Consider the following 20,891-nt stretch of genomic DNA (forward strand, 5'->3'; position numbering starts at 1 on the left):
GGGCAATTGTGCGATGCGTCTGCTTCGGGACGATGCCCTCGACTCTGGAAATGCGCGTGTCGGCACGCGGTTTTGGATTTATCCGCAGCCCCCCTTCATTCCCGGATACGAACAGCCCGATCGTGTGTGGCTATCGATATCACGCGACGAATTAGGCGAGGGCCCCAGTGACCTCTCCATGTATGTCGCGGATCCGCTCTATGACAAGCAGCCCTATGGCCTCGCGAGCTTGCCGCCATTCGGCGGGGCGAAGCGCGCGCCGGTGAGGCCGGGTCCGGATCGTCACTTCGACAACATCGATCCAACCTCCCGGCCATTTCTTGCTGTTCACGCCTACGCCTGCGTGCGTTTCGTTCTCGACATTTGGCAGAGCTATTTGGGGCGGCGGGTCCACTGGTTCTTCGATCAGACCTTTCCAAGGCTAGAAATCGTTCCATTTGTTGATTGGGACAATGCTCAAGCGGGCTACGGTTTTCTGGAACTGGGTTGGTCCGACGTCGACGGCATCCTGAGACCTTACGCGTTGAATTTCGACACGATCGCGCACGAGGTCGGACATCTGATCATGCTCTCGGAGACGGGTGTACCGACTGTGACATCGCCTGATGGCGACTTCTTTTCGTTCTCCGAAGCATTTTCGGACTGTGTTTCACTGATCTCGTTCTTGCACTTTGATTCCGCGATTGACCGGCTTTTGCGGCGAACGAGAGGCAATCTGCTGCTCTACAACGAACTGAACCGCTTTGCGGAGACGAGCCCCGAAACGCAGATTCGCTTGGCCACCAATTTCCGGCGAATGTCCGCAACTACCCGCGAGGTGCACGACCGCGCGCTGCCGTTCGTTGGCGCCATCTTTGACAGCATCGTTGCACTTTATCATCGCGATCTGGTCGCGAACGGTTGCGCCGACAGGCGGCTTCTGGATGTCGATATCCGGGAACTGGCGCGGGACGAATTTGATACTTTTCGGCAGGCGACGGCGGAGGCCTTCGGCACCAAGCCATTATATTTCAAGCTGGCATTGACCGCCGCGCGAGACGCGGTGGGTGCGGCACTCGCGACGTCATTGAGCACACTCGATCTGAACACACTGCGCCTTGAGCAGGCGGCAGAGGCCATCGTCGCCTCGGCGGACGGGCCCGCCGCCGAATTGCTCGAAGAGAATTTCGCTTGGCGCGAAATCATCGCTTCAAGGTAAGTCAAGGGAGGAAAAAATGAGTGGTTGTTGCGCGAATCCTGTTGTTGGATATCCACTAGATCCAAAGGATCTAGAAGATATAATTGAATATAAGTCGTATCGACCAGGAGATATTAGGTTATATGGACGACCGACAAGGTTCTATGAAAGGAAGAATAAAGATAAAAATATTAGAGAAGCTCTCGATGGGATTGAGAAAAAGCTAAGATCTATTGGAGAAACGGGGATAATTGATGATATAAACAGGATGATAGAGGAGATTTTGGATTACATAAAGAAAAGCTCTGGAATCGTTGGCGATGGAGTAACGATCGCATTGTTTGATGGAAAATACTATAGCTTCCTTCCCGTTAGTTTTGGGGGTGAAGTAGAGTATCTAAAGAGCATTGGCGTGATTTATGGTTATGCCTATGAGGGGCACTGCTACAAGCTGCCAAAACCGCAGATCATGTGTCTATCTGAAAGGCCGACGGCAATCGCCGACGGCGATTGCGGCTGCGATTGTGGATTTGACGCGAAATTCGGCTACGCCGTTTGGTCGATCGACAAACTCGAGCGGGCCATATCTCTCGACATCCGCGCCGACAACCTCAAGACGTTGGTGCTGGACGAAAACCTGCCAGGCAACCGGTCGCCGCTCGCCTATGCGCAGACGATGGCGTTGGCCCCACAGCGGCAACGCGACTGACGGGCGCGCCCTTTTATCCTCGGGAGCTCACGGCCTGCACCAGTGAGTTGCCAACCTTTCAGGTTGGCAACTGCGCGATTTTCGCCGGACCGCACAGACTTTGCAATGAACCACGCTACCATTCTTCGGCGAGTTCAGACCGGCCGGCAAAACAACACCCGCCTCCAACTGTGCGAAAGCTTCGGACCGCAGCGAGAGACGACATTACCGACATTGCCCGGTCGCTGGCGCGGCCGGGCAGGTGAGGGGCGGGGATTTATCGGTCCGCCTCGCATGTTGAGCGGGAGCCCGAACGCCTTGCCGTTCCAGCTCCGCGCGAGGGTTACTCCGCGAAATGAGTCAGCCAGTGGCGTGGCTTGTTGTCCGCCAGCTGAGCGACCCGGTCGATCCTGTTGCTCATTACCCAGGCCATGGGCTGCTGGTGCAACGGCAACATGATCATTTCGTCCTTGACCATCTGGAGTGCCTTGGTCTGCAGCTCGAGCCGTTTCGTCCGATCCATTTCGGTCGATGCCTGGATGACGAGCTTGTCAATCTCCGGATAGCTCCAGCCACCCCAGTTGAACACGCCCGCCTTGTCGCTCTTCGTCTCGATCATCTGGAGCAGGATCGAGTAGCTGTCCAGCATCGGCTCGTTCGCCCAACCGATGATGTAGACGTCGGAGAGGCCACCCGTGCGCTTGGGCGCCTGTGCGGCCGTAGGGCCGATGTCGAGCTGCGGCTTGAAGCCGGCGCGGCTCAGCATGTTGACGATGCTCTGGCAAAGCTCCTCCTCGTTGACATAGGCCTCGTTCGTGCAGACGAGTGTGAATGGGAGGTCGGTTGCGCCGGCTTCTGCCAGTAGCTTCTTCGACAGTTCGGGATCGAACGACACCACCTTGTCCAGTGCTTCGCTATATCCGGGAATCTCCGGCGCAATGATCGCGCCCGCCGTCCTCGATTTGCCGCGCATGACCCGTTTCTGGATGAGCTCCTTGTCGAGCGCGTGAGCGACGGCCTGGCGAACACGCAGGTCGTTGAACTTGTTGTCGACGCCGTCGGCCAGTTTCGGCTTGCGGTTGAAGCCCATCATGATGGTGCGCAGGTCGGTGCGCTCCATGACCTTCAGATCCGGCTGCGCGAGAAGGCGCGGTAGATCCTGCGCAGGCGCATTCTCGGTGAAGTTGATCTCACCCGACAGCAGTGCGGCGACGCGCGTCGCGGCCGAGACGATCGGTGTAAACTCGATACGATCGATGTTGGACTGCGACTTGTCCCACCACTTGTCATTCTTGATGAGAACGGTCTTGCTGTCGGGCGCGCGGCTCTCGAGCTTGAACGGACCCGTGCCGTTGGTGTGGTAGGTGGCGTAGCCTTCGATCTTCTTGCCGACGTCGGTCGGCTTCAGCGAGTTGTTGTCGGTGAGCCAGGTAGCGTCGAAAATGTGGATGTTCGTCAGGTCGTTCAGCAGCAGCGGATAGGGTCCGACCAGTTCGATATCGACGGTGTGGTCGTCCACCTTCTTCGCCGACTTGTAGGCGGGGAGATTGCCACGCAGCGGAGACACCGGATCGCTGACCCGAGTGAGAGAGGCGATCACGTCGTCCGCGGTGAAATCGGCGCCATCGTGGAACTTGACGCCCTCGCGCAGATGAAACCGCCAGACCGTGTCTGACACCGTCTCCCAGGACGTTGCCAGCGCCGGCTCGATCTTCAGTTCGGCGTCAAAACGGACAAGCCCCTCATAAACGTGGTTGAGGAAGGACAGCGTGTAGCTGTCGCCATAAGAATAGGGGTCGAGCGAATAGATGTCGCGCGAGGCGCCCCATTTGAGCGTTTCCGCATGGCCCGGCGCGGAAAGCGCAGCCGACATGACGGCTGCGAGGATTAATTTCTTGAGCATTCTGCTGTTCTCCTTGGTTGAGGTCACCTGTCCCCTTGAACGGGAATCTTCTTTTAAAGAGGCAAGGACGGCCTGCAGGCCGTACGTCTGGTCGCCCGACGCGGGTCGGCAAGTAGCGCGGCCTGTCGTTGGCGCGGAAAGGACCTGCTCGATCTTGTCGGTCACCGCCCAGGCCATCGACAGCCTGTGCGCGGGGATCATGATCAACTCGCGTCCCTGGCCAGTGAGGCGGTCGAGTTGAAGCGTCCCGGCGATGCTTGAAACACCAAGTTCTGTTGTCGATCAGTTGTCAGTCGATAGCCAGCGCACGCGCCACCTCGAACACAGGCTTGTCCCCGCACCCTTCATGGATGTGGTTGAGAAACCCAAGTTTCGATGTAGGACGTTGGAATAGGGATCGAATGAGGAGATGTCAGGCTGGCCGGCCCGGCGGAGCATGTTGGCGTGTGCGACCGTCGCCAAAAGCCGCACGGATACGCCGTCGCGACGTCTTCCAAAGACCTTGCATCAACCTGCTCCTCCCTAGCTCGTTGCTGCTGATCGGCACAATCGCACGACAAAAGGATTTGTCAACGTATTTGTCGACAATTATGAGTACTACTTCTAGCCAGATTGTCGACAATAAGCGCAGCGGCTAGGTCCCCCGCGCTGCCGGGTGCTCGTTCAGTTTTCCAGAGTTGTTGCGGCAAGTAAGAACGTCGATGCGGGCGCGGACGCGGGCGACGCCTTCGGCGATACTCGCGCCTGGAATGGATGAGTAGCCCATGCGGAAATAGCGGCAAGGCTGGTCGCTTCTCGGGAAGAAGGGCGAGCCGGATTCGACCAGCACGCCGTCCTGCCGCAGTTCGCTCACCAGACGGTCGGCATCCAGCCCCTCCGGCCCCTCCATCCAGAAGGAAGTGCCGCCAAAGGTTGAGGAACCGGCGATCGTCAAGTTTTCGCGGCCAAGCGACTCTGCCATCAGCACATGGCGCTTGTGATACTCGGTCCGCATGCGGTGCAGTACGGCGTCATAATGCCCAAGCGCCAGGAAATAGGCAGCGGTGCGCTGCAGGTGGCCGGGCGGGTGACGCAGCATCAGCGAGCGAAGCGCGCGCGCCTCGCGAATGAAGGGTGCAGGCGCCACGAGATTGCCGAGCCGAAGCCCGGGAAACAGGGATTTTGAGAAGCTGCCGATGTAGAGCACCCGGCCCGTCGGATCGAGCGCTTTCAGCGCCGGCGAGGGCGGAGCGAGGTAGCTGATCTCGAACTCGTAGTCGTCCTCGACAATGACGAAGTCTCTCTCCTCCGCAGCTTCAAGCAGTTGCGTTCGCCGGTCGACCGGCATGGTCGCGCCTGTCGGCGAATGGTGGCTCGGGGTCACGAAGACGGCGTCGACTTTCTCCGGTAGCGCATCCGGCGACAGGCCCTCGCGATCGACGTCGACGGTCGTGACGTCAGCATCGCTGAGCAGGAGCGAGGCGCTGATATCCGGGTGGCAGGGGTTTTCGCAGACGGCGGCTGAGCCCTTTTCCAGGATCAGTCGGGTGACGATCCAGAGCGCATTCTGCGCGCCGACGGTGACGAGGATTTCGTCCGGAGTGGCATGAATGCCGCGCCGCGGCAGCGTGCGCGAGCAAATGTAGTTGACGAGCCGCACGTCGTCAGCAGCGGCAAAGTCGCTCGCCATCAGCACGAAGTCCTCGCGCGCAAGCGCCCGGCGGGCGCAATCACGCTAGGCGTTGAGATCAAACAGCGTCGGATCCATCTGGCCGTAGAGGAAGGGGAACGGGTAGCGCCGCCAGTCCAGCGGTTTGTGGACCTGGCGCACGACGTCGAAGCTCATCTTGATCTTGCGGCTCCAATCGACCGGATCGGCGCCGCCCGATGGGCGTTCCCCTTCCACATCCATGCCAGCTCTCGCCCGCCGAAATTGCCGAACTGAACGTCTCCGTGTCAGTGATCGAGATCCGTGGCGCGAGGCTGCCAGACGCTGTCCAGACCTATTCGGATGTTGAAGCACCTCTGAAGTCGTAATCGCAACTTAGGCCCGCCCAAAGCAATCTCTTTGCTTGGGCCAGCTACGGCAAATCGGGAGCTATCTGCGAACGGCGACTTCGTGTTCTAAAGTCGCCGTGTCGGAGGAAGCCGCGTTCATTTGTGGCTCGCTTGTCCAAACAACGGGCGCCCAGGCGGTTGCGTGAGGTAGGGCGTTCGCGGGTCTTATTTCGCAGATTGCCTTGGCATCTCGATCAGCCACTGCGCCAGAAGTGTCAGTGCCTCGCTCAGATCTTCGAACGATGCGCCGCCGAGGCAAAGCCGAATTCCGCTCGCCCGATCCTCTCGGTCCACCATCATGGAATCCGGTGGGGTCAGTTTGATGCCGGCCTCCGCAGCGGCGGATACGAAACGGTTGGCAGCCTCGCGCGGCATCGGTAGCCAGGCGTTATAGGCATCGGGATCAGAGACAAGTTCGGCCGTACCGAGAAGCGAGACTGCCAGACTGGATCGACGCCGCGCCTCATGGCGCAGATCCCGCTGGATCGAAGGGATGACGCCGGTGATCAGCCATTCCTCGACCACTGCACAGGAGAGCGGCGAGGGGGCCAGAGGCATGTCTTGCAAGGCGTCTTCCGCTGCTTCGTTAAACCCAGCCGGCAGCGCGAGCACGCCGATCTGCAATCCGGGGCCAAGCGACTTGGACAGCCCGTTCACATGAAAGGCGATCTCGGGCGCCAATGCCGTCAGCGGAGGCAAAGCCGGCTCGGCCGGCGCATAGACGCCGTCCTCGATGATCCACGCGCCCGCCCGACGGCAAATTTCCGCGATGGCCTGTCTTCGCTCCCCGCCCATCGTGGCGGTGGTCGGATTGTGAAGCGTCGGGGTGAGGTAAACTGCCTTTCTGCCGGCCGATGCGGCGCTGTCGAGCGCCTCTGCCAGTGCCTCTGGCACCATCCCTTCTGCGTCGATCCTGACACCCTGCATCCGATATCCCTTGCGCCGGGCCAGCGCGATCGCGCCGGGATAGGTGATCCGTTCGGTCAGAAGCAGTCCCTGCGGACCGCAGGCGAGGTCGAAGGCCAGTGAGAGCGCCTGGCGGGCGCCGCTCGTCAGCACCAGATGCGACGGATCGACGATGAGACCCAGTGTTTCGAGCCAGCGGGCCAGAACACGGCGGTGCTCCAGATGTCCGGCGGGTGGGGCGTAGAGATTGAGATGATCCGCATCGATCTTGCGCGCGATCCCGGTCAATGTCCGCGCCAGAAGGCGTGCGTTGAGCGTTGCCGGCGGGGCGTTGGATGAGAGATCGATCTGCCGATCCTTGTGTGCGTGGCGGATCGCCACGAACGTTCCCCGGCCCTTGACGCTACGCGTCAGACCTCGCCGTTCAAGAGCGGCATAGGCTTTCGTCACCGTGCCGAGGCCAATCCCCAGTTTCCATGCGACATCGCGATGCGCCGGCAGGCGGTCGCCTCCCGTCAGCCGCCCTTCGATGATGTCGTCGGCGAGAGCGAGCACCAGCCGCTCGGCGGCATTCGCCTCTATGTCGGCGAGACGTGGTGCCCATGGCGATTGAAGGAGCATGTTCGCCACCTCGATAAAAGTGTCACATGACACTATTCATATAAACAGCAAGTGTAACATACGCTATGACGACGCTGAACGAAATACACACTTGCAGGAGGCGCCTGACCGCGATGACGGGCGCATGGAGAGCCAGATGTTCAGTCATGTTACCGTCGGGGCGCGCGATCTTGAGCGGGCGGGTCGTTTCTATGACGCCGTGCTTGCTCCGCTCGGCCTGAAACGCCGCGTCGTTACCTCCGATGGCGGGCCTCCGGCGCTTTGCTGGGTGGCTATTCAAGCGCCACTGCCGCGCTTCTATGTCTACATCCCCTTCGATGGCGAGCCGGCGACGGCCGGCAATGGCTGCCTGGCCGCCTTTCTGTCCCCCTCGCAGGAGGCTGTGAGGACGGCCTACACGGAGGGTCTCGCGCACGGCGGGACTGACGAAGGCGCCCCAGGCCCGCGCCCACACTACGGCGACGGTTACTTCGGTGCGTATCTGCGCGACCCCGATGGAAACAAGGTCCACATCGTCCACCGCGGAGACCTCCAGCATTGATGCTGGAGAAGCCTTCTGTTTTTGGAGAATTTCGAATGATCGGCAGTCAGATAGCACTCGTCTACGGCACCTATCTCGTCGCCACCGCCAGTCCTGGGCCGAGCAACATGGCGATCATGGGAACGGCGATGCGCGACGGCCGCCTGCCCGCCCTCGTCTTGGCGGCGGGCGTCATCACGGGCTCACTCTTCTGGGCAGTACTGGCGGCGACGGGCATTTCCGCCGCGTTGACCGCCTATGCAGAGGCGCTTTTCGTCATCAAGATCGTTGGCGGTATCTATTTGCTCTATCTGGCTTTTCGTGCGGGCAAGTCGGCTCTGAAGCCGATCTCCGACATCACGAAGAAGGACACAAGGGCTGCCACGCCTTGTTATCGATCGCTCTATCGGCAGGGCATTCTCATGCATATCGGAAACCCGAAGGCGATTCTGGCCTGGATAGCGATCATGTCGTTGGGGTTCCGTCAGGATGCTCCCGCAGGCACGCTGCCGGTGATCATTGGCGGTTGCGCCATCCTCGGCGTCCTGGTGTTCGGTGGTTACGCCATCGTCTTTTCGACGGCCTCCATGATTGCCCTATACGCGAGATTGCGGCGCTGGATTGAAGGTGTGCTCTCGGCGGTGTTCGCGGTTGCGGGACTTAAACTGCTTGCTTCGCAGAGCTGATATCCGGGTCCGTCGATGCCCCAATGAAGTGACCCAAATTGAAAGCGCGATGTCATGACCCTTGCCGTCCATATGGTCGATGTGTTTGGCGCCGGGCCGTTTTCTGGTAACCCGCTGGCAGTGGTCATCGGTGCCGACGCCCTGACGACGGATGAAATGCAGCAGTTGACGCGGTGGTTCAATTTGTCGGAGACCGCCTTCCTCTTATCGCCCACGCATACAGATGCTGACTACCGGGTCAGGATATTCACGCTGGACAGGGAGATGCCTTTTGCCGGGCACCCGACGCTTGGAAGCTGTCATGTCTGGCTCTCGACGGGGCGGGTGCCGAAGAAGGCGACGGAAATCATTCAGGAATGCCGCGCCGGTCTGGTCACGATCCGGCGTATGCAGGGGCGGCTTTCGTTTGCCGCCCCGCCGCTGATCCGTTCCGGTGCGCCAACACAGGGTGAATTGGATGGGGCCCGACAGCTGTTGGGCATTGAACCTTGCGATATCCTTGATGCCGCCTGGATCGACAATGGACCTGGATGGCTGGGGATCAGATTGGCATCGGCGGAGAAAGTGCTTTCGCTCAATCCGCTCCGAAACTGGGCCGGTCGGATCGACGTTGGTGTGGTTGGTCCGCATGCAAAGGGTCGCGATGCAGCCTTCGAGGTTCGCGCGTTCTTCAGCGACCATCTGGGTGCAATCGTCGAAGACCCCGTCACCGGAAGCCTCAATGCCTCGATCGCACAGTGGTTGTTCGCTGGAGGTGCGGTTGATGGGGATTATGTCGCCGCCCAGGGGACCCGTCTTGGGCGCCATGGCCGGCTTCATGTGGGCCGCGATGACGTTGGCCGAATTTGGGTAGGCTCGAAACGCGCACGCATGTCGAAGGCCGGCTACACGGCCTTTGAAAAGGGAAAGAAGAGGTGTTTCATTGAGTACAATCGATAGGGCAGAAATTGAGCTCCCCGTCCAAAGACAGCTCGAAGCCTATAACGACCGAGATATTGAGGCATTCATGCCTTGGTGGGCTGATGATTGCCAGACTACGCATTTCCCTCCACACCTCTGGCAGGGGGGGCTGTCGAAATTCGGGAGCGACATATCGAACGGTTCAAAGAGCCTGATCTACATGGAACTCTGCTGACACGTATCGTGGTCGGCAATGTCGTTATCGACCACGATACGGTTGCGCGAACTTTTCCGGAAGGGAAGGGCGAGGTCGATGTCGTTTGTATCTATGAAGTTGAAAACGGCAAGATTGCCAAAGCCTGGTTCAAGATCAGCGAGCGGAGGCTTTTGTAGCCTTAGGCCCTGTTGACAAAGTATGGCAGCCATATCTTTGCGGCGGCCAGGGCGAGGAATGCTGAGAAGGATTTTCGTGTCTTGTCGTATCGGGTCGCAACGCGACGGAACTGCTTGAGGCGATTGAACATCCGCTCAATACGGTTTCGGTCCTTGTAGGCCCGGTAGTCGCAGGCAAGCGGGTTCTTGCGGTTGGCCTTTGGCGGAATGACCGGCCTGATCCCATGGATCAGGAGTTCTTCACGCAGGAAATCGCCGTCATAGCCTTTATCGGCAAGGAAGAGCTTCGGCTTGCCGACCGGTATCGCCAGCAGATCATGAACGGCGTTGTAATCCGAAGCCTCGCCACCCGTCAGGATGAAGCCGAGAGGGCGTCCTTGACCGTCTGCACGGGCGTGGATTTTTGTCGTAAAGCCGCCGCGTGATCGACCAAAAGCCTCCTGATAAGTCCCCCTTTAGCGCCCGCAGCCTGAGAGTGGCCGCGAACCGTGGTGCTGTCGATCATGTGCTGCCAATCATCCGTCAGCCCCAGTTCGACGAGAGTCTCAAGGAGAGCATCCCACACGCCCTGTTCGGCCCAACGGCGAAAGCGCACATAGACCGAATTCCACTTTCCGTAGCGCTCATGCATGTCGCGCCAAGGGCAGCCGACCCGAAGAACATGCAGCATGCCGTTCAGATATTGCCGATTATCGTGCGCGGGGCGAGACTTCCTCCCGCGCTCGGTGGGCAACAGCCCCTCAATGATCCGCCACTCCATATCCGTCAGGTCGCCACGAGCCAAAACCGCCTCCTAAAAGGCAGTTTTGAATCACGCTTCCGCTGATTTGGGAATCAGCTTGGGTAACAGGACCTGGGCCAGATTAACTCCGTCTTCAAGACAATACGCTGTCGCGTACGGCCTCCCTCGCGATCGCGCCAGAGTGAGAACGCTCCGGCCTAGTCGGTAGCGGCCGCCAACGAGTCTACCACGTGCCGCTCCAAATCGATCTCAAACAGCCAGACGGAAATGCCACTTGACAACCACATGTTCATACGAGATTGTACCGATCGGTAAACATATTACCGATCGGTACAATCCCATCAATTCAACAAGGAACTAAAGATGTCACGTCCCCCACTCCCCCCCTTCACCCGCGAAAGCGCCATCGAAAAGGTTCGGTTGGCCGAAGACGGCTGGAACACTAGAGACGCGGCGAAAGTCGCTCTGGCCTATACGCTCGACACCCGCTGGCGGAACCGCGTCGAGTTCGCGAGCAATCGCGAAGAAGCTCAGGCATTTCTGACACGTAAGTGGAACAAGGAGCACGAATACCGCCTCATAAAGGAGCTATGGGCTTTCACCGGTAACCGCATCGCGGTACGCTACGCGTATGAATATCGCGACGATGGCGGCCGCTGGTACCGCGCATATGGTAACGAGAACTGGGAATTCGCAGAGGACGGTCTGATGGCGCACAGACACGCGAGCATCAATGAAATGCCGATTGCTGAAAGCGATCGTCTGTTCCACTGGCCTCTTGGCCGTCGGCCGGATGATCACGCCAGCCTCAGCGATCTGGGCCTCTAATCATGGCCCGCATGGTCGCTGAAAGAGCCGACGCCATAGCCCCGTTGGCCGAAGTTTTCCGCGAACATGGCTACGAAGGCGCAAGCCTTGCCTTGATCGGCAAGGCTACCGGTCTCGGCAAGGGCAGCCTCTACCACTTCTTCCCGAACGGAAAGGAAGAGATGGTGCGGGCTGTTCTCGGCGAAATCGGCCAATGGTTCGAGGATGCCGTATATTCCCCGTTGCGTAACGAGAGCGATGTTAATGGTGCCATCCGTGCCATGCTCGCCTCGACGGACCAATATTTTCGGTCCGGCAGGCGCGTGTGCCTCGTCGGTGCCTTGGCAGTGGCCAATACGCGTGACCTCTTCGCGCAAGCTATCCGAGGTTATTTCGTAGCTTGGGTGGACGCATTGCAGTCAGCGCTTATTCGGCAGGGCCGTGAAGCCGATCAATCGCGCCTCCTCGCGGAAGAGGCAGTTCTCGCTATCCAAGGAGCAATTATTCTTTCTCGGGCAATGGACGATCCAGCCGTTTTCCAACGGGCTATCGACCAACTCCGGGGACGATTGGTGATCGAAAACGATACCTCTAACTACGAGGGCACAACCGACGTTTCACCGCAAAATGAAGGTCGGCTTGTCTAAGATTAGCGGAGATATCAACACAACGCGGAGCGGCAGGATTTCGGGCAATCTTGCCACTCCACGAGCGGTCAAAGGCCAGCGGCAGGAGTTTCGGCAAAGCGTCCGCAGGGAGACGGGACAAAACTTTGTCAACAGAGCCTAGGCAGACTGTATGAGGCCGATTGCATGGCCATTGAAGCGGCAAACAAGAGAGTGGTGACTTGATGGACGAGAGTGTTTTCCGGCCGATCGCGGAGCGTGTATTGGCGGATGATTGGGGACGGCTGACCAAGTACGAATTTGAACTTCGGCTAAGGGATGGAGGTTGGCAGCGGCAGACCCGAGAGGCTTACCATCGTGGCAACGGGGCGACATGCCTGTTGTACAATCCCCGAAGTGGCCGTGTTCTGCTGACCCGTCAGTTTCGTTTGCCGGTTTTTTTGAATGGCGGTCTGGAATCACTGATCGAAACCCCGGCGGGACTGCTTGATGGTGCCGAGCCGGCAACGCGGATGCGCGCAGAACTGATCGAAGAAACTGGGTATGATGTCTCCGAACTGACGCATCTTTTCGACATCTACATGAGCCCCGGATCGGTCACGGAATACCTGGCATTTTTCTACGGCGAATATACCGAGAAACACAGGGTGGGAACTGGAGGAGGTGCTCCTGACGAGGGAGAAGACATAGATGTAATGGAAATCTCGTTGTCCGATGCGATCCAGATGATCGACCGTGGTGAGATTCGCGACGCCAAAACGATCATTCTGCTTCAGCACCTGACGATCCGGCTCTTTCAGGGGAAAAAGGACGTGAAGCGCTGATCCGGATCTCCGGGCCATATCGATCTCGGACAGATGATGATCCTGCTAAGATTGCCGTCCCCGACATGGAACCTCGAGATGGATCAGTTTGCCACGAATGTTCTTTCCGACATCGACATCGACATCGACGTCATCCCGCCAGAGCACGACGGAGGCCAGTCCGGAACGCGATGATAGGCCTCTGTTGTCAAAAGAAGCGGTCGGCCTCGCGAATCGACGCCGACGGTTGCTGCAATTGTGACGAGTGCCTCGCGCAATGACGCCGTCGGTGCCAGAGCTATCGTCTGAGGTGCTGGTCAAGTTTGAGAAGGCGCTTGCGCAGCTTCCCGACGGCTATGGACAGGGAAGCTTCGCAGGTCGCCCATGGGGCGTGACCGTCAGGCGCTCCGCCGATGGCAGGCGGATCTGGATATATGGCGAGGAACTGGGCGGAGCGGATGTCGTCAGCTTCAACTTTTATGTGCTTTCTGGTGCGAGCACCACGCTCAAGCCCTGCGAAATGTCCTCGTCGAAGGTCGTCGATTTCGTGCTTGGCTTTAAACCAACCTAAAGCGGTGATCTACTTTCCGCTTTGATGGCTCAGCCTGCCATTGCCGAGATCGCCCGACCACAAGAAGTCCCGTAGGTCGAGACGTTCAAGCTGGCCTGACGTTTTCGGCTTTCGATTTTCCGGTCTTGCGGTCCTGGCCAAGTTCGTAGCTGACCTTTTGACCCTCTCGGAGTGGGCTTCCGCCTTCCACCGCTGACACATGGACAAAGACGTCCGCTCCACCGTTGTCCGGTGTGATGAAGCCAAAGCCCTTGTCCTGATTGAAAAACTTAACGGTACCGATTGCCATGATTATCCTCGTCAGCTGAGTGGCCTGCAAATTGCCACTGCAGCTTATTCAAGGCTGCCCACTCCCGCAACCGCGCATTCACGCGCTTCGCGGCTCGCGGTCGAGCTTTTTCGTGTCCTGTCAGCGAAGGCCGCCTGTGGCCACTCGCCGTGCCCGTCGTAAACGGTGCCAATGATCATGAAGGCGAGCGCTGCGATTCTTCGTGCACGATATCGCGCGGCGGGGCAGCGAACTCTCACACAAGCGGAGGTGCGCTCGAGGGCCTCATGCCATACGACCTGACGATCATACATAGCGCCCCGATTGCGCTATGAGCTCATCGGTATTGGCTAGAAGTCGCCGCACGGCATTGCGGGCCGCGTTCGGGCGTCGGAGGCGAATGCTTTTCTCGATGTTCTCGTGGAGCTTCAGTGCGTGGACGGAGCTGCTGTCCTCTCGGGTCACCAGCAGGAAAAGGTGGTTGAGTGCAGATTCGATCAGCGCGCCCAGCGGTACCAGGAGATCGTTTCCCGACGCGCGCAGGATTGCAAGGTGGAAGCGCGTGTCAGCCTGGATGCGGGTCTGCAGCGTTGTCGCCTCTTGCATGTCTTCCAATGCCGCGCTGATTTCGATCATCTGCTTTTCGTTCCGGCGGGTGGCGGCGAGCGCCGTCGCCTCCGGCTCCAGGATGTGGCGAAATTCCTGTACGGTCTTGAGGAACTGGAGACGGTCCGGTGAGACCGCATACCAGCTCAGAACGTCGCGATCGAGCAGGTTCCAGCGCTCCCTCGGCTCCACCCAGCTGCCGATTTTCGGGCGCGAGGCGAGCAATCCCTTGGCCATCAATATCTTGATCGCCTCTCTCACCGCGGTGCGACTGACGTTGAAGATTTCCGTCCATTGCGCCTCGTTCGGCAGGATCGTTCCGGGCGGATAGTCGCCACGCACGATACTGAGCCCGATGTCATCGGCAAGCGACATGTGGACGCTGGGTCCCGACATACGCGGCGCATCGAGGCGTCGGCTCGCACGCTTCGCCTCCGCCGCGGTCGATCCGGCGGAGACTTTTCCTGGTTGTCGTTCAGCCATTTTCGTTATTTTCTCGCATCTGTACCGCCCAGCCGCGCAGAGCGTCACCCGACCTCAACATATTTCCGCCAGCTGTGTTGCGGCTCAAAGCCGAGCATCGCGCGGGCTTTGCGGTTTGATAGGAGCGTCTCGTATTCGCCGATCTGCCCCTTGACAGGAACGCCTTGGTAGAACCGGTCGATCAGTTCGCGGGTTGGAATGTCGGAGGACGTATCGTCGCTCGCTGCGTTGAAGACCTGGAACCCAAGACCGTCCGTCTCCACGGCCCTGAGTGTAATCTGGCCGAGGTCGCGCGCATCGACATAGCTCCAGGCAATGCGCTTGCGAAAGCCTGGATCGGCAAACCAGCCGGGGAAGAGATGGTATTCTTGCGGCTCGATCACATTGCCAATGCGCAAGGCATAGATGTCGGCGCCGCTTCTCAGTGCAAAGGCGCGCGCGGTCTTTTCGTTGACGACTTTGGAGAGTGCGTAGCTATCCATCGGGTCGACGTCATAGTCCTCGTCGAGCGGAAAATAACGCGGGTTTCGCGGCTCGTTGGCGAAGACGAGGCCGTAGGTCGTCTCACTCGATGCGATGACGATCTTGCGGATGCCAAGCTTCACCGCCGCCTCGATGACATTGTAGGTGCCCATCGCATTGACGCGAAAGAGCTCGTTGTCGGGGGCGATCAGGATGCGCGGAATCGCGGCAAAGTGGACGACGGCATCGATCGGCTGCGGCGCGAGCGACGGGTCGAATTCGTGCAGGCCGGTGTAGCTTGACAGTGCATTGAACACTTGGCCGCTGTCCGTGATGTCGGTGATCAGCGTGCGCACCTTCGGGTTGTCGAGGGGCTTCGTGTCGAGGTTGAGCACTTGGTGGCCCTGTTCGACGAGGTATTGCACGACATGGCGGCCGGCCTTGCCGCTCCCTCCGGTGAAGATGATCCGCTTGTTCATTGTGTTCTCCATGCTCTGCACGAATGGGGGGATGCCTATCGATGATAGTTCGTCAAAGGGATCTTCCAGGCGGGGTCGTTGCAAGGTGCCGCGGCCAGCCGGCAAGAGTGCGTGCTGACCACGGTCGCAGCGGATAAGGCGGAGGCGCCGGGGAGCCCTCAAACGACGCCCCGGCCACCGTTTTTACTTCTGGATGCAGGTATCCGCCGTGTCCTTGGTGCATTCGTCGAGACCCGTGAATACCGGATCCTCCACCGGCTTGCCGGCGATCAGGTCCAGCATGACCGACGGCGCCTTGTAGCCCATTTCGAACGGCCGCTGGCCGACGAGCGCGGTTACGAGACCTTCCTTGGCAATCGCCACCTCGTCGCCGATCGTGTCCGCCGCGCCGATGACGAATTCATTTTTCGCGATCTTGTCCGCCATCGGCTTGAACAGGTCGCGATAGGGTTGCGGCGCGCCGAAGAGCGGCCAACCGCCCATGATGCCGAAGGCGTCGAGGTCTGGATTGGCAGCGAGGATATCCGTCATCGCCTGTACGCCCTTTGCGCCGTCGTCATTGGTAAAGACCGGGCAACCTGCGACCTCCGTCCACCCGCCTTCACCCTTCAGTTCGGCAAGCCCGTCTTTCCCGGTGAGCACGTCACGCATGCCCTGGGCCCGCCGCAGGATGTTGTCGGCACCAGGGTTGCCCTCGATCGTGCAGATCTTGCCACCGTTCGGTTTGGCCTTCTTGATGTAATCGGCGATCCGCGCCCCCATCGTGTAGTTGTCGGTGCCAAGATAAGTCTTGCGCAGGCCCGCGTCCTCCTTGGCGAGGTCGGCGTCGAGCGTCATGACCGGAACTGTCGGATTGGCGGTTTTCAGGGTTTGCGCAATCAGCTTGGCGTTGGATGGCGAAATGGCGATCGCAGCCGTGCTGGGCTTGCCGAGCATGTCCTGGACGATCTGCGCCTCGCCGGCTTCGTCGGAGGTCGACGCCGGGCCGGTATAGAAGCACTCATATTCCGAGCTTGTGTTTTCCTTGTTCCACTTCTGGCATCCCTGGTTGATTGCCTCGAAGAACGGATTGTCGAGGCCTTTGACGACAATGACGAGTTGCTTCTTCGTCTGGGCGCCGGCCGAGCCGGCGGCCAGCGCGAGCGCTGCAACTGCAAGCACCAATGCTTTCCTCATTCTATCCTCCCGTTGAACAAGCGGACACTGTCTGTCCGCGGCACAAATCAACCCGGATACCAGACGATGCGAGGGTCGCTTGACGGACGCTCGTATTGCCAGGCCTGGTCGATAAGCTTTTTAAGATCGTATTCCGGCTGCCAGCCCAGCAGGTACTTCGCTTTGCTGTTGTCCAACCAGTTCGAGTGGAAGTGGCTTGGAACGTCGACGGACGGCAGACCGCGCGTGCGCCTGAGGTAGCTTGCGACCTCGCCGTAGTCGACCGGGCGATCCATGGCGACGTTGAAGCGCTGGCGTTCTGCGCGCGGATTGTCGATCGTGTTGAGTATTGCCGAGACGAGGTCGCTGACGTGAACGAAGTTGCGCTTGAGCGGCCTTCCGTCGGCATCGCGCAGCAACGGAACCGTTCCTGCCTCCGCGTAGCGCCTGGCTTCGTCGGGCGCAAAAAGCGTTTTCCAGTCGGGTCCACCGAACACGTCATCGCCGAAGGAAAGCGAATATTTGAAGTCGTCCTTCTCCATGATCCACGGCGCCCGGAGGCAACAGACGTTCAACCCGTATTGGATCGCGTACTGCTCGACGACCACTTCCTCGAGCACTTTCGAGAGCGCGTAGCAGCCAGGATAGGCGCGGTGCGGCGTCGTCTCGGTGATCGGTCCGTCATGAGAATAGAAGAAATGCCCGACCGCGGCGTCGCCGCCGATCAGGATGAACTGCCGTGCCGTGGGGCTCGTTCTGAACGCTTCGAGCAGCCAGAAGAGGCCCTTGACGGTCACGTCCATGACGTCGGCCGGTGTTTCCTTGCAAGTCGCCAGATGCACGACGTGGCTGACACCGGCAATCGCGTCTTCCGCGACCGCACGATCGGCGATAGAGCCGCGGATGATATCGAGCCGCTCGGCTGGATCGAGCACACGGTTGTGGCAGAGCGCGCGAACGCGCGCTTGCGAATAACGTGGCCGATCAAGCAGCGTTGCTATGAGGTGCCGCCCGACCTTGCCAGTTGCCCCGGTGACAAGGATAAGCATGCTTATCTCCCAAGAATTAGCTAATATATGATCGCTTCGCCCCAATGTCTATTTGTCATACAAAACAGGTTTATCGGGTGAGAGATCATTGACGCGTTCATGACGATTTGCGTAAATAAGCAGTCGCTGGCTCGCGAGGGGGCGGACATGCGGCGAGGCGGATTGGCGCGTGTTGGCGAGTCTGGAAGGCTGGTCGTGCTGCTAGAGCTCAGCAATATTTCCAAGCATTTCGGGGCCATACAGGCAGTGAATGACATTTCGCTGTCGTTAGAGGCCGGTCAGGTTGTCGGCCTGATGGGCGACAACGGCGCCGGCAAATCGACGCTTGTCAAAATGATCGCAGGCAATTTCCGTCCGAGCCACGGAACCATGCGCCTTAACGGCAGCGATATCGTCCTGCATCGCCCCATAGAGGCAAGGCAGTTCGGCATCGAGATCGTTCATCAGGATCTGGCCCTTTGTGACAACCTCTCCGCGGCCGCGAATGTCTTCCTCGGGCGCGAACTGAGGCGCGGTATCGGCCCCTTGCGCGTGCTAGACTACAAGGCAATGTACCGCCGCGCCGGGGAGATCTTCAAAGAACTCCGCTCGGAGACCAGGCCACGCGACCTCGTGCGGCAGATGTCGGGTGGCCAACGGCAAGCGGTGGCGATTGCGCGTACGATGATCTCGCAGGCGAAGATCGTATTGATGGACGAGCCGACAGCGGCAATTTCCGTGCGCCAGGTGGCCGAAGTGCTGCATCTGATCCGGCAGTTGCGCGATCGCGGTATCCTGGTTGTGCTCATCAGCCATCGCATGCCCGATGTCTTCGATGTCGCCGATCGCGTCGTCGTCATGCGCCGAGGCCGCAAGGTGGCGGACAAACCGATATCGGAGACTTCGCCGGAGGAGGTGACGGGGCTGATTACCGGAGCCATCGAGGGTGGATGAGGGACAAGCGAGCTCGATCTTCTGCACCGGAAGAATGGGAGGAACGATGGCAACGACGCTGGACCAGACGATCGAGCGCAGGCAGCGCACGCTCGGAGGAACGATCCTCGGCAACCAGACCTTCTGGGTTCTGATCGCTGTCATCCTTGCCTGCATCTTTCTGTCTTTCGCCACCGACAGCTTCGCGACCGCAAAGAATCTTTACAACATCACCCGCAACGTCACCTTCGTCGCAATCATCGCCCTTGGCATGACGCTCGTCATCATCACCGGCGGGATCGACCTCTCGGTGGGCTCGGTGCTGTGCCTGTGCAGCATGGTGCTCGCCGTCACGATGCACGCGGGATACGGCATCGAGACGGGTATTGCCGTTTCGATCGCGACGGCGTTGGTGATCGGTGCGTTCAATGGCATCCTCATTGCCTATCTCGGCTTTCCGCCCTTTGTCGTGACCCTCGGCATGCTCTCGATTGCCCGAAGCCTGGCCATGGTCGCGTCCAACAATACGGTGGTTTTCGAGTTCGGCCCCGACCACGACAAGCTGCTGTCGCTCGGCGGCGGATCCGTCTTCGGTATCGCCAATCCGGTGATCTACATGATCATGCTGGCACTGTTCACCGGTTTCGTGCTGCGCTGGACCCGGATTGGCCGCTACATTTACGCCATCGGCGGCAACGAGAAGGCGGCCACTGCCACGGGCCTCCCCGTGCGACCGATCAAGGTCTGCGTCTACATGATCTCGGCGCTTTCGGCCGGCGTCGCCGGCATCATCCAAACCGGCTGGCTCGGTGCGGTGACGACCAATATCGGCGCCGGCATGGAGCTGCAGGTCATCGCCGCGGCCGTGATCGGGGGCGCGAATCTCGCCGGCGGCGTCGGCACTGCCTTCGGCGCGCTCGTAGGCGCAGCACTGATCGAGGTGATCCGCAATAGCCTCGGTCTTCTCGGCATCAACGCCTTCTGGCAGGGTACGTTCATCGGCAGCGCGACTATCCTCGCGGTTCTTTTCGATCGTATCCGCAATTTCCGCCAGAGCGAGTGACGCCCGAGGACTGGCCAAGAAGGGAGTCGCCCTGAGGGTCGCGCGCTGGCAAGTCGCCTATACGAAGCCGGTTTGGGCTCCGCGCAGCCTCATTCGATTATGTTGCCGACAATATTCTTGTGAAAAATCCTTCCCTCAGGCACAATTTATGAACGCAACCGAAGTGCGGCGCTATCTGAATTCCGGCCGTCACGCGCCGCGGAACGGTTCGCGCGGGAGAGGCTGCGTCAATGGGCCAGGGGTTCTTCCTTCTGTTTGCTGCGGGGGCCGTGATCACCGCCCTGACAGTCGTCCTGGCGCGCAACCCTGTTCACAGCGCATTGGCGCTGATGGCATGTTTCCTGCAGATTTCGGCAATCTTCGTCCTGCTCGAGGCGCCGCTGCTCGCGGTCGTGCAGATCTTCGTCTATGTCGGCGCCATCATGGTCCTCTTCCTGTTCGTGATCATGATGATCGACGTGCGCGAGGCGGTGCTGCAGCGGTTTCTGCCGGGGCGAAATCTGCCTGCATTGACCCTGCTCGTCCTGCTTGGGGTCGAGATGCTTGCACTGGTGTTCTGGAGCGGCCGCTTCTCGGCGGTTGAGCCGATCGCACGGCGCGCCGGCGATCAAGTCAGGCAGCTCAGCACGACACTTTTCGCCGACTATCTCCTGCCGTTTGAAGTCGCTTCGATCATCCTTCTCGCGGCACTTGTCGGCGCCATTGTGCTGGCACGGAAGGAGCCCGGGTGATGGTTCCGCTCTGGTGGTACATTTCGCTCGCAGTGGTCCTGTTCGTGATCGGAGCCGCGGGTGTGCTGCTCAGGCGCAACATCCTGGTCGTGCTGATGTCGCTCGAACTGCTGCTCAACTCGGTCAACATCAATTTCATCGCGTTCGGACGTTACTACGATGATTTTCGCGGGCAGATCTTCGCGATCTTCGTCATCGCCATCACCGCGGCGGAGGTTGCCGTCGCCCTCGGCATTCTGGTCGCCCTCGTGAGGAACAAGTCCACCCTCAAGATCGACGACGTGACGGCGATGAAAGGATAGC

General features: G+C 59.6%; 20 protein-coding genes and 3 pseudogenes. 14 read left to right on the plus strand and 9 right to left on the minus strand.

Annotated elements, in window-relative coordinates; translation table 11 throughout:
* The first annotated feature begins 13 nt into the window (after window positions 1-13).
* Both AC3WWH_RS18885 and AC3WWH_RS18890 read left to right on the plus strand, forming a co-directional pair.
* A complete protein-coding gene (locus AC3WWH_RS18885; protein ID WP_058321981.1) occupies window positions 14-1,198 on the plus strand; it encodes a gluzincin family metallopeptidase in 1,185 nt (394 codons plus the stop codon).
* Window positions 1,199-1,214: 16 nt separating this feature from the next.
* Complete coding sequence (locus AC3WWH_RS18890) at window positions 1,215-1,886, plus strand: hypothetical protein (protein WP_492377158.1); 672 nt, start codon at window positions 1,215-1,217, stop codon at window positions 1,884-1,886.
* A gap of 322 nt (window positions 1,887-2,208) precedes the next feature.
* Here the strand turns inward: AC3WWH_RS18890 and AC3WWH_RS18895 are convergent, their stop codons facing one another.
* From AC3WWH_RS18895 to AC3WWH_RS18905, 3 genes and pseudogenes are all read right to left on the minus strand, one after another.
* The gene (locus AC3WWH_RS18895; protein ID WP_058321983.1) at window positions 2,209-3,768 is read right to left on the minus strand and encodes an ABC transporter substrate-binding protein; all 1,560 of its coding nucleotides are present in this window, start codon (window positions 3,766-3,768) and stop codon (window positions 2,209-2,211) included.
* 634 nt (window positions 3,769-4,402) lie between these two features.
* A pseudogene (locus AC3WWH_RS18900) lies at window positions 4,403-5,668 on the minus strand (aminotransferase-like domain-containing protein); the annotation flags it as partial.
* 302 nt (window positions 5,669-5,970) lie between these two features.
* Entirely contained in the window at window positions 5,971-7,332 is a 1,362-nt protein-coding gene (locus AC3WWH_RS18905) for an aminotransferase-like domain-containing protein (protein ID WP_058321984.1), read from the minus strand.
* Between the two features lie 136 nt (window positions 7,333-7,468).
* On the opposite strand from AC3WWH_RS18905, the gene AC3WWH_RS18910 reads away from it, so the two are divergent.
* From AC3WWH_RS18910 to AC3WWH_RS18925, 4 genes and pseudogenes are all read left to right on the plus strand, one after another.
* The gene (locus AC3WWH_RS18910) at window positions 7,469-7,873 is read left to right on the plus strand and encodes a VOC family protein (protein WP_058321985.1); all 405 of its coding nucleotides are present in this window, start codon (window positions 7,469-7,471) and stop codon (window positions 7,871-7,873) included.
* Between the two features lie 35 nt (window positions 7,874-7,908).
* The gene (locus AC3WWH_RS18915; RefSeq protein ID WP_058321986.1) at window positions 7,909-8,538 is read left to right on the plus strand and encodes a LysE family translocator; all 630 of its coding nucleotides are present in this window, start codon (window positions 7,909-7,911) and stop codon (window positions 8,536-8,538) included.
* A gap of 54 nt (window positions 8,539-8,592) precedes the next feature.
* Window positions 8,593-9,437: pseudogene (locus AC3WWH_RS18920) on the plus strand (PhzF family phenazine biosynthesis protein).
* Window positions 9,438-9,564: 127 nt separating this feature from the next.
* Window positions 9,565-9,831, plus strand: a complete 267-nt coding sequence (locus tag AC3WWH_RS18925; RefSeq protein ID WP_245299104.1) for a nuclear transport factor 2 family protein — start codon at window positions 9,565-9,567, stop codon at window positions 9,829-9,831.
* A 2-nt stretch (window positions 9,832-9,833) separates the two neighbouring features.
* On the opposite strand, the pseudogene AC3WWH_RS18930 reads toward AC3WWH_RS18925, so the two are convergent.
* A pseudogene (locus AC3WWH_RS18930) lies at window positions 9,834-10,615 on the minus strand (IS5 family transposase).
* A 321-nt stretch (window positions 10,616-10,936) separates the two neighbouring features.
* On the opposite strand from AC3WWH_RS18930, the gene AC3WWH_RS18935 reads away from it, so the two are divergent.
* From AC3WWH_RS18935 to AC3WWH_RS18950, 4 genes are all read left to right on the plus strand, one after another.
* Window positions 10,937-11,401: a nuclear transport factor 2 family protein gene (locus tag AC3WWH_RS18935; RefSeq protein ID WP_058321991.1), complete on the plus strand. Its 465-nt coding sequence runs from the start codon at window positions 10,937-10,939 to the stop codon at window positions 11,399-11,401.
* 2 nt (window positions 11,402-11,403) lie between these two features.
* Window positions 11,404-12,027, plus strand: a complete 624-nt coding sequence (locus AC3WWH_RS18940; protein WP_058321992.1) for a TetR/AcrR family transcriptional regulator — start codon at window positions 11,404-11,406, stop codon at window positions 12,025-12,027.
* 203 nt (window positions 12,028-12,230) lie between these two features.
* On the plus strand, window positions 12,231-12,830 hold the full coding sequence (locus tag AC3WWH_RS18945; RefSeq protein ID WP_058321993.1) for an NUDIX domain-containing protein: 600 nt from the start codon (window positions 12,231-12,233) through the stop codon (window positions 12,828-12,830).
* Between the two features lie 256 nt (window positions 12,831-13,086).
* Window positions 13,087-13,380, plus strand: a complete 294-nt coding sequence (locus tag AC3WWH_RS18950) for a hypothetical protein (RefSeq protein ID WP_156433064.1) — start codon at window positions 13,087-13,089, stop codon at window positions 13,378-13,380.
* An 85-nt stretch (window positions 13,381-13,465) separates the two neighbouring features.
* Here the strand turns inward: AC3WWH_RS18950 and AC3WWH_RS18955 are convergent, their stop codons facing one another.
* The 5 genes from AC3WWH_RS18955 to AC3WWH_RS18975 all read right to left on the minus strand — a co-directional run bounded on the left by AC3WWH_RS18955 (window position 13,466) and on the right by AC3WWH_RS18975 (window position 17,882).
* The gene (locus AC3WWH_RS18955; protein ID WP_057248747.1) at window positions 13,466-13,669 is read right to left on the minus strand and encodes a cold-shock protein; all 204 of its coding nucleotides are present in this window, start codon (window positions 13,667-13,669) and stop codon (window positions 13,466-13,468) included.
* Window positions 13,670-13,954: 285 nt separating this feature from the next.
* The gene (locus tag AC3WWH_RS18960; RefSeq protein WP_058321995.1) at window positions 13,955-14,737 is read right to left on the minus strand and encodes a FadR/GntR family transcriptional regulator; all 783 of its coding nucleotides are present in this window, start codon (window positions 14,735-14,737) and stop codon (window positions 13,955-13,957) included.
* Window positions 14,738-14,781: 44 nt separating this feature from the next.
* Window positions 14,782-15,678: an NAD-dependent epimerase/dehydratase family protein gene (locus tag AC3WWH_RS18965; protein WP_058321996.1), complete on the minus strand. Its 897-nt coding sequence runs from the start codon at window positions 15,676-15,678 to the stop codon at window positions 14,782-14,784.
* Between the two features lie 183 nt (window positions 15,679-15,861).
* Window positions 15,862-16,854, minus strand: a complete 993-nt coding sequence (locus tag AC3WWH_RS18970; RefSeq protein WP_057248744.1) for a sugar-binding protein — start codon at window positions 16,852-16,854, stop codon at window positions 15,862-15,864.
* 47 nt (window positions 16,855-16,901) lie between these two features.
* On the minus strand, window positions 16,902-17,882 hold the full coding sequence (locus tag AC3WWH_RS18975) for an NAD-dependent epimerase/dehydratase family protein (protein ID WP_058321997.1): 981 nt from the start codon (window positions 17,880-17,882) through the stop codon (window positions 16,902-16,904).
* 147 nt (window positions 17,883-18,029) lie between these two features.
* Here AC3WWH_RS18975 and AC3WWH_RS18980 point away from each other — a divergent pair, with 147 nt between their 5' ends.
* The 4 genes from AC3WWH_RS18980 (at window position 18,030) to nuoK (ending at window position 20,890) form a co-directional block, all read left to right on the plus strand.
* Window positions 18,030-18,815 carry an ATP-binding cassette domain-containing protein gene (locus AC3WWH_RS18980; RefSeq protein WP_058321998.1) on the plus strand — a complete coding sequence of 262 codons (786 nt, stop codon included), beginning with the start codon at window positions 18,030-18,032 and terminating at the stop codon, window positions 18,813-18,815.
* Window positions 18,816-18,861: 46 nt separating this feature from the next.
* Window positions 18,862-19,857: an ABC transporter permease gene (locus AC3WWH_RS18985; protein ID WP_058321999.1), complete on the plus strand. Its 996-nt coding sequence runs from the start codon at window positions 18,862-18,864 to the stop codon at window positions 19,855-19,857.
* Between the two features lie 230 nt (window positions 19,858-20,087).
* Complete coding sequence (locus tag AC3WWH_RS18990; RefSeq protein WP_058322000.1) at window positions 20,088-20,588, plus strand: NADH-quinone oxidoreductase subunit J family protein; 501 nt, start codon at window positions 20,088-20,090, stop codon at window positions 20,586-20,588.
* Complete coding sequence (nuoK, locus tag AC3WWH_RS18995; protein ID WP_057248739.1) at window positions 20,588-20,890, plus strand: NADH-quinone oxidoreductase subunit NuoK; 303 nt, start codon at window positions 20,588-20,590, stop codon at window positions 20,888-20,890. The genes AC3WWH_RS18990 and nuoK overlap by 1 nt, the downstream gene beginning before the upstream one ends.
* Window position 20,891: the final 1 nt, after the last annotated feature.

Source organism: Ensifer sp. EB106-03-01-XG145 (assembly GCF_058792075.1).

Excerpts from the sequence above, each read along its gene's own strand:
- AC3WWH_RS18885 (WP_058321981.1), top strand. The coding sequence starts at position 14 with ATGCGTCTGCTTCGGGACGATGCCCTCGACTCTGGAAATGCGCGTGTC.
- AC3WWH_RS18890 (WP_492377158.1), top strand. The coding sequence starts at position 1,215 with ATGAGTGGTTGTTGCGCGAATCCTGTTGTTGGATATCCACTAGATCCA.
- AC3WWH_RS18895 (WP_058321983.1), bottom strand. The coding sequence starts at position 3,768 with ATGCTCAAGAAATTAATCCTCGCAGCCGTCATGTCGGCTGCGCTTTCC.
- AC3WWH_RS18905 (WP_058321984.1), bottom strand. The coding sequence starts at position 7,332 with ATGCTCCTTCAATCGCCATGGGCACCACGTCTCGCCGACATAGAGGCG.
- AC3WWH_RS18910 (WP_058321985.1), top strand. The coding sequence starts at position 7,469 with ATGTTCAGTCATGTTACCGTCGGGGCGCGCGATCTTGAGCGGGCGGGT.
- AC3WWH_RS18915 (WP_058321986.1), top strand. The coding sequence starts at position 7,909 with ATGATCGGCAGTCAGATAGCACTCGTCTACGGCACCTATCTCGTCGCC.
- AC3WWH_RS18935 (WP_058321991.1), top strand. The coding sequence starts at position 10,937 with ATGTCACGTCCCCCACTCCCCCCCTTCACCCGCGAAAGCGCCATCGAA.
- AC3WWH_RS18940 (WP_058321992.1), top strand. The coding sequence starts at position 11,404 with ATGGCCCGCATGGTCGCTGAAAGAGCCGACGCCATAGCCCCGTTGGCC.
- AC3WWH_RS18945 (WP_058321993.1), top strand. The coding sequence starts at position 12,231 with ATGGACGAGAGTGTTTTCCGGCCGATCGCGGAGCGTGTATTGGCGGAT.
- AC3WWH_RS18950 (WP_156433064.1), top strand. The coding sequence starts at position 13,087 with ATGACGCCGTCGGTGCCAGAGCTATCGTCTGAGGTGCTGGTCAAGTTT.
- AC3WWH_RS18955 (WP_057248747.1), bottom strand. The coding sequence starts at position 13,669 with ATGGCAATCGGTACCGTTAAGTTTTTCAATCAGGACAAGGGCTTTGGC.
- AC3WWH_RS18960 (WP_058321995.1), bottom strand. The coding sequence starts at position 14,737 with ATGGCTGAACGACAACCAGGAAAAGTCTCCGCCGGATCGACCGCGGCG.
- AC3WWH_RS18965 (WP_058321996.1), bottom strand. The coding sequence starts at position 15,678 with ATGAACAAGCGGATCATCTTCACCGGAGGGAGCGGCAAGGCCGGCCGC.
- AC3WWH_RS18970 (WP_057248744.1), bottom strand. The coding sequence starts at position 16,854 with ATGAGGAAAGCATTGGTGCTTGCAGTTGCAGCGCTCGCGCTGGCCGCC.
- AC3WWH_RS18975 (WP_058321997.1), bottom strand. The coding sequence starts at position 17,882 with ATGCTTATCCTTGTCACCGGGGCAACTGGCAAGGTCGGGCGGCACCTC.
- AC3WWH_RS18980 (WP_058321998.1), top strand. The coding sequence starts at position 18,030 with ATGCGGCGAGGCGGATTGGCGCGTGTTGGCGAGTCTGGAAGGCTGGTC.
- AC3WWH_RS18985 (WP_058321999.1), top strand. The coding sequence starts at position 18,862 with ATGGCAACGACGCTGGACCAGACGATCGAGCGCAGGCAGCGCACGCTC.
- AC3WWH_RS18990 (WP_058322000.1), top strand. The coding sequence starts at position 20,088 with ATGGGCCAGGGGTTCTTCCTTCTGTTTGCTGCGGGGGCCGTGATCACC.
- nuoK (WP_057248739.1), top strand. The coding sequence starts at position 20,588 with ATGGTTCCGCTCTGGTGGTACATTTCGCTCGCAGTGGTCCTGTTCGTG.